The following is a 12,962-nucleotide window of genomic DNA, read 5'->3' on the forward strand; positions in this document are numbered from 1 at the left end:
CTCAGTCTCCGTCGGTGGTTCGCACGGGCGAGGTCGCCCGTCTTGCAATCACGGCCTGGCCGGTCGCCAGCCCGCCGTCGCCGGGCGGGATGCGCTGCGGCCAGAGCGGGCGGAAACCGGCCGCCCGCAGGGCGTCCACGCATTGTTGCAGCAAATGCCGATTCTGGAAGCATCCGCCGGTCAATGCCACGGTTTCCCGGTTATTGGCGCGGGCCGCCGCGACCGCGAATCCTGCGAGCGCGCGGTGCAGCTGCGTGGCCATGCGTGCGTGTGCGTCCAGCGGCCGCGCCGCGCGTTCCGCGAGCAGGGCATCGACCAGCGGGGCCCAGTCGCCCTGCCAGGGTGCAAGGTCGGTATCCAGCGGGATCGCGTCTGTATCGCCGTACTGTGCACCATTGTCTGCGGGCCCGGTTGCCTCCGCGGCTTCCTGCACGCGCAGCGCGGCCTGGCCTTCGTAGCCGGCGGCGATGCGCAGGCCGCTGAGTGCCGCGACCGCATCGAACAGCCTTCCCGCACTGGAGGTCACCGGGGCGTTGATCCCCCGGTCCAGGCAGGCGAGCAGCGGCTGCCATTCCGCTGCGGTGAACAGGGCGCGCGCGGGACTGGCCTCGAGGGTCGCGCGATCGCCGTGGTACCGGGCATGCAGCAGACCCAGCAGCGCGCGCCGCGGTTCGCGCATCGCGGCCTCGCCTCCGGGCAGGCGGAACGGTCGCAGATGCCCGCTGCGGCGCCAGCTACCGTCACGGTCGAGACTCAGGCACTCGCCGCCCCACAGCGTACCGTCGTCGCCCAGCCCGGCCCCGTCCCACACCAGGGCCAGCGCCGGTTCGCGCACGCCGTGCTCCGCGAGGGCCGCCACCGCATGGGCGTGATGATGCTGTACCCGCGTGAGCGGCAGGTCCCGGGTTTCGGCCAGGCGTGTGGACGCGTAATCCGGGTGTCGGTCGCAGGCGATCCGTTCGATGTCCACCCCGCAGAGTTCCCCCAGCGCCCGGGCCTCGCCGTTCAGCCGCTGCAATGCCGCATCGCTTTCCAGGTCGCCGACATGGGCGCCGACCACCACTTCGTTCGCGAGCGCCAGGGCGGGCGCTGCCTTGAGCTGTCCGCCCAGCGCCAGGGTGACCGGCGCGGGCGCAACCGCGGGCTCCCCCGCAGGCAGTGGCACACGCGTCGGCATGCAGCCGCGCCCCAGTCGCAGGCACTGGGGTTCGCCGGCGGCGACCTGGAACACGGAGTCGTCCAGCGCCCGTGCGACCGGCCGGTCGTGATCCAGGATCGCGTCCGCGATATCGCCCAGCCGGGCAACCGCCTCGTCGCCTTCCACGCACAGGGGCTCGCCGCTGCGGTTCCCGGAAGTGCAGACCACCGGTTCGCCGAAGTCGTCCAGGAGCAGGAGGTGCAGCGGGGTGGACGGGCGCATCAGTCCGCGACGCCCGAGACCCGGGGCGACCTCCTCGGCCAGCGGCGCCTCCGGCCGGCCCTCGACCAGCACGATGGGGGCCTCGGGGGATTCCAGCAGCGCCTGCTCGAGCTCGTCGATGCGGGCGAGCGATGCCGGTTCGGCCCGGCCCGGCAGCATGACCGCCAGCGGCTTTTCCGGCCGCTGCTTGCGCCGGCGCAGCCGCGCGACCGCATCCGGTCGGGTGGCATCCACCAGCAGCTGGAAGCCGCCCGTGCCCTTGAGGGCCAGAATGCCCCCTTCGCGCAGGATGTCCACCCCCGCGCGCAGGGCGGCGTCGCCGGTGCTCCGCGCGTCCCCGTCCGGCGTGCGCAGCGTGAGTTGCGGGCCGCACTCCGGACAGGCCATGGCCTCCGCGTGGAAGCGCCGGTCCTCCGGGTCCTCGAATTCGCGGAGACACGCCGGACACAGGGCAAACCCGGCGAGCGTGGTCCGCGCCCGCTCCCAGGGCAGGCCGGTCGTGATGCTCCAGCGCGGTCCGCAGTCGGCACAGGCGGTGAACGGATAGCGGAACCGCCGCGCAGCCGAATCACGGATTTCGGCCCGACACGCCGGGCAGGGCGCGCGGTCGGGGGCCAGTGCGGGAGCGCCCCCGCCGGCGGCATGATGGGTGCGGACGTAAAAATCCGCATCCCCGAGCGGCGGAATCGTGGTGGCGGTGATCAGGTCCACGCGTGCGGCCGGCGGGCCGTCCTCGTCCAGGGAACGGCGGAACGACTTCAGTGCCGTCTGCGGCCCTTCGATCTCGATCACGACCCCTTCCGCGGTGTTCGCGACCGCCCCCGTCAGCCCCAGCCGACGCGCCTGACGGGCGACGAACGGCCGGAAACCGACGCCCTGTACCCGGCCTGCGACGATCAGGCGCCAGCGCGCACGAGCGCGGTCGTTCACACCACGTCCAGGTTCCGCAGCAGGATCTGCTGGGCTTCGGGGTGGGTGTCGTCGTCCGAGGTCTCCACCTCCAGTTCGGCGCCCTCGGCCCCTGTGCCGCGGGTGCCGTCCTCGAAATGCTCGCGGAAATGCTCCGGCGTGATATGCGACAGCGCCCCCAGCCACACCCGGACCCGGGTCACGCGCTCGGCATTGTTGTCGGCCGCCACCTGCTCGATCTTGCGCAGCAAGTCGGCCATAAGCGAATGTTCGTGCATGGTTCAGTGTCTCCCCGTCCCGGTTTCCTTAAGGTAGACTGGTTCCTTCCTATAATGGCTGCAGGGAGGCGGCATGGAAAAGAACGAAACCTGGAAACCGTCGATGTTTCTGCTTGGTCTCGACGTCCTCTCCATCCCGTTCGCCGCGGATGTCATCCGGCATGTTCGACGGGTACGGGCGGCGGACACCCACTGAACGGAGCCCGACATCCATGCAGATCCACATCGACACCCCCGACCTGATGACCCGCGTGCGCCTCGAATCGCGCTGGCGCGCGGCCGGTGCCGAAGTGACCGGCAGCGGCGAGCCCGCAGCCCCCGACCTGATCGTGATCGACCTGGGTGCACGGGACGTCGGGAGTGTGTCGACCTGGCGTGAACGCTGCCCGGATGCCGCCATCCTCGCCTTTGGCCCGCATGTGGAAGGGAGCATGCTCAAGGCCGCGCGTGAGGCCGGAGCCGACGAGGTGGTGGTGCGCGGCAAGGTCGCCGATCGCGTGGCGAAAAAGATCGCCGACGACACGGCATAGTGCGACGGGGGCGGCGGGCGCGAGGTTTACGTTCCCGGCGGGCGGGCCTACGCTCGAAAGACCCGCATCCGCGTAGCGAGGTGACGTGATGGCTCCGGACGAGCAGGCAGCCCCCGACGTCGAGGATCGACTGGCACTGTTCACCGATCTCTACGAGCTCAGCATGCTGCAGGCCTATTTCGAGGAAGGCCTGCACGATTCCGCCGTGTTCACGCTGTTCGTGCGCCGGGTGCCCGAACGGCGCAACTACCTCCTCGCCTGCGGCCTGGATACGGTCCTGGAACAGCTGGAGGGGCTGCGCTTCTCCCGGGCGGACCTCGACTACCTCGCCGGTCTCGACCGGTTTTCCGATTGCTTTCTGCAGTGGCTGGAGTCCTTCCGCTTTACCGGCGAGGTCCGCGCCGTGCAGGAAGGGACGCCGGTCTTTGCCAACGAGCCGATCCTCGAGGTCCGCGCGCCATTGCCCGAGGCCCAGCTGGTGGAAACCCTGATCATGAATCAGATCCACCTGCAGACGGTACAGGCGACCAAGGCCGTGCGCCTGGTGACCGCGGCGCAGGGCCGCGACGTGGTGGATTTCGGCGCGCGCCGCATGCACGGGCTGGATGCCGCGGTGAAGGGGGCACGTGCCTTCCACATCGCCGGGGTGGCCAGCACCTCCAACGTCCTCGCCGGCAAACGCTACGGGATCCCGGTCAGCGGCACCATGGCCCACAGCTACATCCAGGCGCATGACGACGAGGCCGCCGCCTTCGCCGCCTTCGCAGGACTGTATCCGGAGACCGTGCTGCTGGTGGACACCTACGACACCGTCGCGGGGGTGCGCCAGGTGATCGATCTGGCTCGCCGGCTCGGCGACCGCTTTCGGGTCCGGGCCATCCGTCTGGACTCGGGTGATCTGGGCCAGCTGGCACGCGATGCGCGTGCGATGCTGGACGCGGCGGGCCTGGAACGGGTCGGGATCTTCGCCAGCGGCGGGCTGGATGAACACGTGGTCGCCGGGTTGCTGGCCGCGGGTGCCCCCATCGATGCGTTCGGCGTCGGCACCAGCATGGGCATCTCCACCGACGTGCCGGATCTCGACATCGCCTACAAGCTGGCGGAATACGCCGGCGAGGGGCGGCTCAAGCTCTCCAGCGGCAAGCCCATTCTGCCGGGCGGCAAGCAGATCTTCCGTCGCCGGGACGGGGCGCATTTCAGCGGCGACACCATCGCCCGCGAGGACGAGTCGCTCCCCGGCGAACCGCTGCTGCAGCCGGTGATGCGCGAGGGCCGGCGTCTGTCCGGGCATGTACGGGATCTCGCTGCCCTGCGGGAACACGCGCGCCAGCAGCTGCAGTCCCTGCCCCCGGAAATCCGGGGGATCGAACCGGCGGCCGGGCCTTACCCGGTCGCCGTGAGTGACGCACTGCAGTCGCATCAGGCCGCGGTGACGCGTGCCATCCGGGCGCGCCGCGCGGAGTGAAGCCATGAACGTTCGGAGTTCGCCATGAACCTTGATCCCGGAACCCTGCTGCAGCCCGGCGATGCCCTCCTGGTCGTGGACGTGCAGAACGACTTCTGTCCCGGCGGGGCGCTCGCCATCGACGATGGTGACGCCGTGGTCCCGGTGCTCAACCGCTGGCTGAAAGCGGCCGGCGAACTCGGCCTTCCGGTCTACGCTTCGCGCGACTGGCATCCGCGAGAACATCCGAGTTTCGAGGCGCAGGGCGGCCCGTGGCCGCCGCACTGCCTGCAGGATTCCCCCGGAGCCCGGTTCCACCCCGCTCTGGCCCTGCCTCCGGATGCCATACGGGTGACCAAGGGCGTGCGTTTCGACCAGGACCAGTACTCCGCCTTTGACCAGACCGGCCTCGCGGTCGCGCTGCGCAACCGGGGAGTGGGTCGCATCTGGGTCGGCGGTCTGGCCCAGGACGTGTGTGTGGCCGCCACTGCGCTGGATGCCCGCAAGGAGGGCTTCGCCGTGCAACTGATCCCCGATGCGACCCGCCCGGTGACGGCCGAAGGCGGCCGCGAGGCCCTGCAACGCATGGCCGAAGCCGGCGTGGAGATCCCGGACCATGAGTGAGACCGAACCGCGGCAGATGCCGGTCGAGCTGATCCCGCTGGAGGCCTCGGTGCGTCTTGCGGACGAACTCGCCCGGGAGATCCGCACGAGCGGGTTCCGGCCGGATACCGTCGTTGCCATCGCCCGCGGCGGCTTCCTGCCGGCGCGCTTTCTGTGCGATTTCCTGCACGTGCACAGGCTGTTCAGCGTGAAGGTGGAGCACTACACCGCAGGCGCCCGCGAGCAGCAGCAGGCCGCCGTGACCGCGCCGCTGTCGGGCGACATCGCCGGCCACCGGGTCCTGCTGGTGGACGACGTGAACGACAGCGGCGATACCCTGGAGGCCGCGCGTGCGCACGTCGCCGAGGGTGCGCCGGAGGCGGTGCGCATCGCCGTGCTGCACGAAAAGGACACTACCGGCTGCGCGGCCGATTTTGTCGGCCAGCGGGTGGAGCGGTGGCGCTGGATCCTCTACTCGTGGGCGGTGATCGAGGACGCCGGCCAGTTCGCGCGCCAGATGGAGCCGGCCCCGGCAACGGCCGCGGAGCTGGATGCGCGTCTGCGCCAGGACTACGGGCTGGCCCTGGACGCCACCGAGCTGGACCGGGTCATTCGCTTCAACGAGCTTCCGGTGTCCTCCTGAAGGCGGATTGTCCCGCGAGCGCCGTGGTGTCCGCGGTCAGGCCGGGGCCACGCCGCGAGAGGCCGACAGCGCGCGCAGGCGGCGACGCTGCATCTTGAGGCGATACTCCAGTTCCTTGAATCGAGTACGCAGTTCCGTGCGCAGCCAGCGGTCGTTCAGGGCCTCGCGTCCGGCCCGCATGTTGTCCGCCTGCACCTGCTGCCACTGGTTCACCGTATCGCGGAAGTGCTGGTATTCGCGTTCCACGGTCTCGCGCCAGGTGTCGTGCACCGGCCCGGCCGCATCGGAGTTCAGCAGGCGGCGGAATTCGGTGTGCAGCCGCGCGCGCAGGATCTTGAAGCGCGGCGTCCAGCGCCGGTCATGCACCAGCCCCGTCCAGGCCAGCAGGTTGATCAGCCACTTCGACGGGTCGTACTGCCACCAGCGCACCCCGTTGCGATAGTCCGCCTGAAAGGCATGGTGGAAGTTGTGATACCCCTCGCCCCAGGTCAGCAGGGCGACCAGGCCGTTGTCCACGGCGGTGTTCTCGTCGCTGTAGGGGCGCCGGCCCCACCAGTGCGCCAGGGAGTTGATGAAGAACGTGAAGTGGTGCCCGAGCACCAGCCGCAGAACGCCCGCCAGCAGCAGCATGCCGATCACGTCCCCGAACACCAGCCCCAGCAGCAAGGGCAGCCCCAGGTTCAGCCCCCAAACCAGGGTCCAGTAATGGCGGTGCTGCCACATCACCACCGGGTCCTTCGTCAGGTCCTTCGCGCGCGAATAATCGGCCTCGCTGGTCGGCCAGTGGCGCAGCATCCAGCCCATGTGGGCGTGCCAGAAACCGCGCCGGATGGAGTGCGGGTCACGGTCCACGTCATCCACGTAGCCATGATGCACGCGGTGCCGCGCGCTCCAGTTGTAGATGCTGTTCTGCAGTGCCAGCGCCCCGCAAAGCGCCAGAATCACGCGCAGCGGGCCGCGCGCCTTGAAGCTGCGATGCGCCCACAGCCGGTGATAGCCCACGGTAATCCCCAGGCCGCCGAGCACCATGAAGATTCCGAAAAAGGCCCAGGCCGCGCCACTGAAGCCCTGCGTCAGGCCCCACCACGGGACCAGCGTGAGGGCGGCCAGATTGCTCAACAGAAAGAAGATCGCCGTGGTCCGGGCAATCGGCGGGGTCGGTTCGGACATCGAAAGATACCTGCTGACGATCGGGGCAAGCGCCACTGTTCGCCCCTTCACGTCCGTTCGGACCAGATTGCGGCCGAAAAATGCCCGGCCGCCGGAAAAAACGCCGGCTCCTGTCGCAGAGGGTCGGGAGGCCGGTTCTGGATCCCCCCCGGTGGCGTCTTTTCGGGAGTGAAGGCAATCAGCCCGACTTGCCCTCGATTTGTCCGGGCGCCTCGGGGTCAAGGACCAGTCTGGCGGATAGTTTGCCCATCAGGTCGAACGTGCTGAAATAAGGCACAGCGAACTCTTCGCATACGTTAGGGATCTTTACCCGCTTACTGCTGGCAGGGACGCGGGCTTCGTGGGTGATCACGCTGGCCCCGGTGGCTGCGGCACTGGCGATCAGCCAGGGGTCTGCCCCGGCGAGGAATAAGGAGGTATGCGGCTCTTCGTACACAGGGTGACTCATGACGTGATTGGCGACGTCGGCGAAAAATTCCTGCGTGCGTTCGTCGTCCACCGTCACGACACGTTTCTTGCGGTCGGCAGCCCAGTCCGCCAAGTGGTCTGTTCCGTCGGTCAGTTCGTCGAAGACCATGTCGATGGTACCAACCTCGTTCTGTCCCATCTGGAGGTCCAGCCAGTCCCAGAACCCGGGGACGATTTCCATCCGGTAGTGGAAATTCTTCGCCTGAATGTAGGCGTTGGCGTCCAGCAAGTAGCGAAAACTCACGATGCCAGCTCCTTTCGGGCGAACTCGGCGATTTTGGCCGGTTTGATCCCGATCAGACGATGGGCATCTCTCAGCAGCAGGCGGCCGCTCAGCGCTTCGCTTGCCACCGCCTCGGCAAATCGCTTGCTGACACGCACCTTCTGGACCCGGGGGAACGGTACCGCACCGCCGTCCTTTGCGCGCCGGAATTCCTCCAGACGGCGCCGCAGATAGAGGGCGTATTCGTCATCGGCGATCAGTCCCAGCTCGTTCGCCCGCCGTGCGATCACCCACTGGCTCACATGGAAGTGCGCTTCCAGCGCCGGGAGGTTCTCCTCCCAGGCCGTGTCCTGGTCCCACAGCGGTTCGAATTCCTCCGCCGGTACCAGAAACTCCGCAGCGACCCGGTTGCAGAAGCGCTCCACCGAGTGCGGGCTCTTTGGATCAGCATCCGAGATTGCCGACTTTCCGATCCAGATGTGGGTCAATTCGTGAATCAGCGTGAACAGACGTGCACCCGGCACATCGGCCGTATTGATGAAGATCACCGGGGCCCACGAGTCCGCGATGGCGAAACCGCGAAACTCCTCCACCCGCAGGGGGCGATGGGTATCCGAGCCAACGAGGCTGTTCCGCATCACCAGGACACCCAGGCCCTCCACCTTGTTGACTAGTTCCCGGAGGTAATCGTCCGCGCTTCCCCGTTCCGGGTGCGGCCCCACGCCCAGGTGAGCGCGCATTTCGGCGACGACTGCGTCCACGTCCATCGGAATCGACGCCGCGCCCACCACCGGCACCGGGTCCGCGTCGCGTTCCTGCTGGTACTCCCGGTACCACAGCTGCCGCCGCAACACCTCCCTTACGGTGTCCTTCAGCGCCAGACTCGGCCCGCCGTGACTTTTGTCGCCAACGGTCCGCAGGTCCGGCAACGGCAGCTCATCGGCCGGAGCCTCGCGGAGAAAAAGGTAGCCGAACGGTACATGGGTATGGTGTGCAATCTGTCGGGCCTGACGGAACGTTGGCAGGTTCTCGCCGGATTCCCAGTCACGGATTCTTTCCTCGCGAACCGCCAGCTTTTTCGCCAGCACAGAGACCTCCAGGCCCGCACGTTCGCGCGCCCAGACCAGCATCTCCGTATTAATGTGTGCCTGCGCCATTCAGGTAACTGTGCTCACGGCCTGGCTTTCCAGCCCCGGTGCGGGGCCCTCACGCGAACCCGGCACGCCGCCGGACTTTTTCGATTGTGGCCCGCGGGCCCCGTGCCAGCAACAATGGGCCACCTTCAGACGGGAAGGGGCTGCGGCCAGCCTGCCCCCGGCGAGCCTACGATCTCGCGGCACCCGGACATACCTTCTCTAACCTCTACGACCGCAGTTCGGACAGGACGCTGCGGAAACTCTCCAGCCCGGACTCCAGATTCTCGATGATCTCCTCGGCGATCTCGTCGGGCTCCGGCAGGTTGTCGAGATCACCCAGGGACTCGTCGCGCAGCCAGAAGATGTCGAGGCTGGTCTTGTCGCGCTTGAGGATCTCCTCGCGGCTGAAGCGGCGCCAGCGGCCCGTCGGGTTGTCCTCGCTCCAGGTCTCCCGGCGCCGGTGGCGCTCGCCGGGCTTGTAGCATTCCACGAATTCGCGCAGGTGCTCGTCGCGCAGCGGCTTCTTCTTCAGGGTGTGGTGGATGTTGGTGCGGTAGTCGTAGAACCAGACGTCCTCGGTCCACGGCTCCGGGCGACCGGGGCGGCCATCGAAGAACAGCACGTTGGCCTTGACCCCGTGGGCGTAGAAGATGCCCGTCGGCAGGCGCAGGATGGTGTGCAGCTCGGTGGTCTCCAGCAACTTGCGGCGCACCGTCTCGCCGGCGCCGCCCTCGAACAGCACGTTGTCCGGCACCACCACGGCGGCCTGACCGTTCTCCTTGAGCAGCGTGCGGATGTGCTGGACGAAGTTGAGTTGCTTGTTTGAGGTGGTCGCCCAGAAGTCCTGGCGGTTGTACTCGAACTCCTCGCGCTCCTGCTCGCTCCCCTCGTTGGTGATGGTCAGCGTGCTCTTCTTGCCGAACGGCGGATTGGCCAGCACGTAGTCGTGCCGCCGGGGCTGCTCCTCCAGCAGGGCGTCGGTGGGCGAGACGGTCGGCTCGTCACCGAGATCCCCGATGTTGTGCAGGAACAGGTTCATCAGGCACATGCGGCGCGCGCTGGGGACGATCTCGTTGCCGTGAAAGGTCGAGTGCTTGAGCGCCCGCTTCTGCTCGGCGGTCATCTCCGTCAGGTGGTGTTCCCTGATGTAGTCGTAGGCTGCGAGGAAGAAGCCGCCGGTGCCGCAGGACGGGTCGCAGATGGTCCTGCCCGGCTGCGGCTGCACGCACTCCACCATGGCCCGGATCAGCGGGCGCGGGGTGAAGTACTGGCCGGCGCCCGACTTGGTGTCCTGAGCGTTGCGCTCCAGCAGGCCCTCGTACAGATCGCCCTTCACCTCGGCGTCGAGCATCACCCAGCTCTCGTCGTCGATCAGCTTGATCAGGCGTGCCAGCTTTGCCGGGTCCTGAATCTTGTTCTGCGCTTTGGTGAAAATCTGGCCCAGCATGCCGCGCCCCAGGCCCAACTCGCGCAGCAGCTCGATGTAGTGGCCTTCCAGGTCCGCACCCGTGCGCGTCCTGAGGCTCTGCCAGTCATATCCCTCGGGGATGCCCACATCCCGGTTCCACGGTGGCTGGCTGTACTCGTCAGCCATCTTCAGGAAGATGAGGTAGGTGAGCTGCTCCAGGTAATCGCCGTAGCTCACGCCGTCGTCGCGGAGCATGTGGCAGAAGTTCCAGACCCTGGAGACGAGGTTTTCGGCGTTCATTCCTGCTCCTCGGTGGCGATATAGGCTTGATCCGGACGGTTCGGCTCGTCCGGGTATTTTCTGTGCAACTGTCTCTTCTCCAGGAGCCGCGCGACATAGTGGGTTCTTAGATAGTTCGGATTCCGCCCCGTAATGATGGCCAGCTCCTGCAGGGAATAGGGCCGCAGAGCACAAAGAACGAGGATGGCTGATTCGAGTCGGGCCGGATCGCGGCTCCTCCGGCCCAGGGTCTGAACTGTCTGGCGTAGCGAGTCGGGGAGCTCGCCCAGGAGGGACTCCCTAGATAAGCTTTCGGACTCCGTAGATAAGCCCTCGGACTCCTGTGATAAGGCCCCGGACTCCGTAGACAAGCTGGAGAACAGGTCACCCTCGTCACCGTTTGACGGGCTACCCAAGTCGTCACTGGGAACATAGTAAGTCGCCGCCCCACGGGGAACCTGATCGATAAGACCCAGATCCCGCAGGTGGGTCAGGCGCTGGCTGGCAGTCAGGGTGTCGGCCCGGTTCAAGTCGCGATAATCGGAGTTGGTGATGCGTCCGGTCTCGCGAACGAAGATCAGCGCTCGCTGCTCGTCCTCGCCCAGCCCGAGATGGCTGAACTGCCCGAGCCAGGCAACATCCTCCTCGCTCAGGAAGTGGTGGAAGAGGTAGGTGGCCGAGAACTGGTCGTTGTAGCGGTCCGACTCATCAAGCTGCCGAGGCTGTTCAAGGATGGCTCGTGCCGTAACCTGGCTCATGCCAAGGCCTCCGCTTCTGTTCGCTCATGCTTATCTCCAAAACTGCTCCCGTCGCCACGGGACATCAAAGCTGCAAGTACTTCTTCGGCTTCAGCCTCATCCGCGCGGCCTGGCGCATTTGCCTGCTGTTCGGGAGGATGGCGATCTTCCCGGAGGCGACCCAGTGAAATTCGCTCGAACCCGGACGTTCCAGCGCCTTCCCATCAAGCCAACCCTTCAGCCACTCCAGCTTCCGCCGCATCTCCTCGACCGCCGAAGTGTGCGCCGGGTGAACCTCGATGAAGTGCAACGTCTCGTCGTAGGCGACCACATAATCCCACCGGGGGTCGTTGGGCCGGCTCGCCACAAGGGCGGCATCGATGTTGGCGCTGCCGTGGCAGTCTCTGGACCGACTCAACCCAACTCGGTCTCGGCCCGCTTTTTCCAGGGCCTGAAGGCCGATTCGGTAGACCCCCTCACCCAGATCGTTGGCTACATCACTCGGAAACTCATCCCTGAGACTCATCTACTCGCTCCCTTTGAAGACCTCGCTCACCACCTCGGAAGCCCGACTGCTGAACTGTGTCAGCCCACCCCAGTCCGCGATTGCCGCCTCACCGGCCAGCGGATCGAGGCTGGAGATATCCCGCGTACGGACCTTTCCGGAGCTCGCGGGCTGGAAGTAGTGGCTCTGGATGGCCTTGTTCCTCAGCACACTCTCGAAGACATCACGCATCCCCGGTGAGCTGGGGATATCGAAAAGGGAAAAGAGCTGCTCCGCGTTCGCGTGATTTTCCTTCAACGTGCGGATCGCCCAGGCCGCCTCCAGCAACAGCGGGGAATGGGTCGAGATGATCACCTTGTAGCCCCGGTGCATCAACTCCAGGCAGATGAGCAGCACCGACTGGATCGCCTGCGGGTGCAGCCCCATCTCGGGCTCCTCGATGACCACCCAGTTCACCCCCTTGCGCCGCGACGCGCCCCCCGAGGGCATCAACCAGTAGAGGCCGAACAGCAGCGGCATGAACTCCCGCTGGCCGGCCGACCACGCCATGTACGGCAGGGTGTCCTCGCCGACATTGATGACGATCCGCTTTTTCAGATCGTGGACCTGCTCGGCGACCCGCGCCCCGTGAAAGATGCTTTCATCGATCCGGTCGCGCAGCACCTCCTTGAAACGCCCCTCAATGGGGAAGAGCTGGTTGTCCGCGCCCCCGAGCCCCTGCTCCATCAGCTTGCGCAGGTTCTCGCTGAAACTCTTGACCACGAAGGGGTCCAGCGCCTCGAAGCTCTCGTAGCTGCGGGGGCGGCCCTGCTCCAGGGTCAGCACCCGCTGGGCCGGGATGAAGAAGACCGACTCCTTCTCCTGACCGTTGCTCTCCTTGAGTTGCGCCAGCGTCGACGGCTGGCCGTCCAGGGCGATGCGGGTATCGTCGCCCCAGATGTGGCCCATGCCCTCGCCGAAGATCAGCGTCAGCAGCGGATCCCCCGCCCTGGATGCCTGCTCGGTATCGTAGGTGTAGCCGTAGCGCTTCAGGGTCCGCGTAATCGCTTTCTGGTCCTGCAACAGCTTGAACAGCTGCAGGAAGACGCTCTTGCCGCTGGCCTGGGGGCCAACCAGCAGCGTCAGATCGCCGAAGGTGACATCGGCGTGTTCGAGCTGGGCGAAGTGGTCCACGGTCAGGCGTGTCATGTCTTGCTCTCCTTCCCTCTG

Annotated in this window: 14 protein-coding genes; 5 read left to right on the forward strand and 9 right to left on the reverse strand. The window is 66.9% G+C overall.

Translation table 11 applies throughout. The features are described from left to right. Position 1 precedes the first annotated feature (1 nt). The gene (gene hypF / locus F788_RS0100850) at positions 2 to 2,350 is read right to left on the reverse strand and encodes a carbamoyltransferase HypF (protein ID WP_019588957.1); all 2,349 of its coding nucleotides are present in this window, start codon (positions 2,348 to 2,350) and stop codon (positions 2 to 4) included. Next, entirely contained in the window at positions 2,347 to 2,607 is a 261-nt protein-coding gene (locus F788_RS0100855) for a hydrogenase maturation nickel metallochaperone HypA (protein ID WP_019588958.1), read from the reverse strand. The genes hypF and F788_RS0100855 overlap by 4 nt, the downstream gene beginning before the upstream one ends. A 73-nt stretch (positions 2,608 to 2,680) precedes the next feature. Between F788_RS0100855 and F788_RS14235 the strand changes: the two genes are divergently transcribed. The 5 genes from F788_RS14235 (at position 2,681) to F788_RS0100880 (ending at position 5,827) form a co-directional block, all read left to right on the forward strand. After that, the gene (locus F788_RS14235) at positions 2,681 to 2,803 is read left to right on the forward strand and encodes a hypothetical protein (protein ID WP_019588959.1); all 123 of its coding nucleotides are present in this window, start codon (positions 2,681 to 2,683) and stop codon (positions 2,801 to 2,803) included. Positions 2,804 to 2,819: 16 nt separating this feature from the next. Further along, positions 2,820 to 3,137, forward strand: coding sequence for a hypothetical protein (locus F788_RS0100865; RefSeq protein ID WP_018868813.1), 318 nt, complete (start codon positions 2,820 to 2,822; stop codon positions 3,135 to 3,137). Between the two features lie 88 nt (positions 3,138 to 3,225). Next, positions 3,226 to 4,602 carry a nicotinate phosphoribosyltransferase gene (locus F788_RS0100870; protein WP_019588960.1) on the forward strand — a complete coding sequence of 459 codons (1,377 nt, stop codon included), beginning with the start codon at positions 3,226 to 3,228 and terminating at the stop codon, positions 4,600 to 4,602. Between the two features lie 24 nt (positions 4,603 to 4,626). Then, positions 4,627 to 5,205, forward strand: a complete 579-nt coding sequence (locus F788_RS0100875; RefSeq protein WP_019588961.1) for a nicotinamidase — start codon at positions 4,627 to 4,629, stop codon at positions 5,203 to 5,205. Continuing rightward, positions 5,198 to 5,827, forward strand: a complete 630-nt coding sequence (locus F788_RS0100880; RefSeq protein ID WP_019588962.1) for a phosphoribosyltransferase — start codon at positions 5,198 to 5,200, stop codon at positions 5,825 to 5,827. Before F788_RS0100875 ends, F788_RS0100880 begins: the two co-directional genes overlap by 8 nt. A 36-nt stretch (positions 5,828 to 5,863) precedes the next feature. On the opposite strand, the gene F788_RS0100885 is transcribed toward F788_RS0100880, so the two are convergent. From F788_RS0100885 to F788_RS0100915, 7 genes are all read right to left on the reverse strand, one after another. Further along, positions 5,864 to 6,997 (reverse strand): acyl-CoA desaturase, encoded by a 1,134-nt coding sequence (locus F788_RS0100885; protein ID WP_019588963.1) that lies wholly within the window; start codon positions 6,995 to 6,997, stop codon positions 5,864 to 5,866. A gap of 178 nt (positions 6,998 to 7,175) precedes the next feature. Then, the gene (locus F788_RS0100890) at positions 7,176 to 7,709 is read right to left on the reverse strand and encodes a DUF4411 family protein (RefSeq protein WP_019588964.1); all 534 of its coding nucleotides are present in this window, start codon (positions 7,707 to 7,709) and stop codon (positions 7,176 to 7,178) included. Continuing rightward, entirely contained in the window at positions 7,706 to 8,845 is a 1,140-nt protein-coding gene (locus F788_RS0100895) for an ImmA/IrrE family metallo-endopeptidase (protein ID WP_019588965.1), read from the reverse strand. Before F788_RS0100895 ends, F788_RS0100890 begins: the two co-directional genes overlap by 4 nt. A gap of 205 nt (positions 8,846 to 9,050) precedes the next feature. Beyond that, positions 9,051 to 10,532 carry a class I SAM-dependent DNA methyltransferase gene (locus F788_RS0100900; protein ID WP_019588966.1) on the reverse strand — a complete coding sequence of 494 codons (1,482 nt, stop codon included), beginning with the start codon at positions 10,530 to 10,532 and terminating at the stop codon, positions 9,051 to 9,053. After that, the gene (locus F788_RS0100905; protein WP_019588967.1) at positions 10,529 to 11,269 is read right to left on the reverse strand and encodes a hypothetical protein; all 741 of its coding nucleotides are present in this window, start codon (positions 11,267 to 11,269) and stop codon (positions 10,529 to 10,531) included. The genes F788_RS0100900 and F788_RS0100905 overlap by 4 nt, the downstream gene beginning before the upstream one ends. A gap of 64 nt (positions 11,270 to 11,333) precedes the next feature. Then, entirely contained in the window at positions 11,334 to 11,774 is a 441-nt protein-coding gene (locus F788_RS0100910) for a hypothetical protein (RefSeq protein WP_019588968.1), read from the reverse strand. Continuing rightward, a complete protein-coding gene (locus F788_RS0100915; protein ID WP_019588969.1) occupies positions 11,775 to 12,941 on the reverse strand; it encodes an AAA family ATPase in 1,167 nt (388 codons plus the stop codon). Positions 12,942 to 12,962: the final 21 nt, after the last annotated feature.

Source organism: Thioalkalivibrio sp. ALE10 (assembly GCF_000381385.1).
Lineage (GTDB): Bacteria > Pseudomonadota > Gammaproteobacteria > Ectothiorhodospirales > Ectothiorhodospiraceae > Thioalkalivibrio.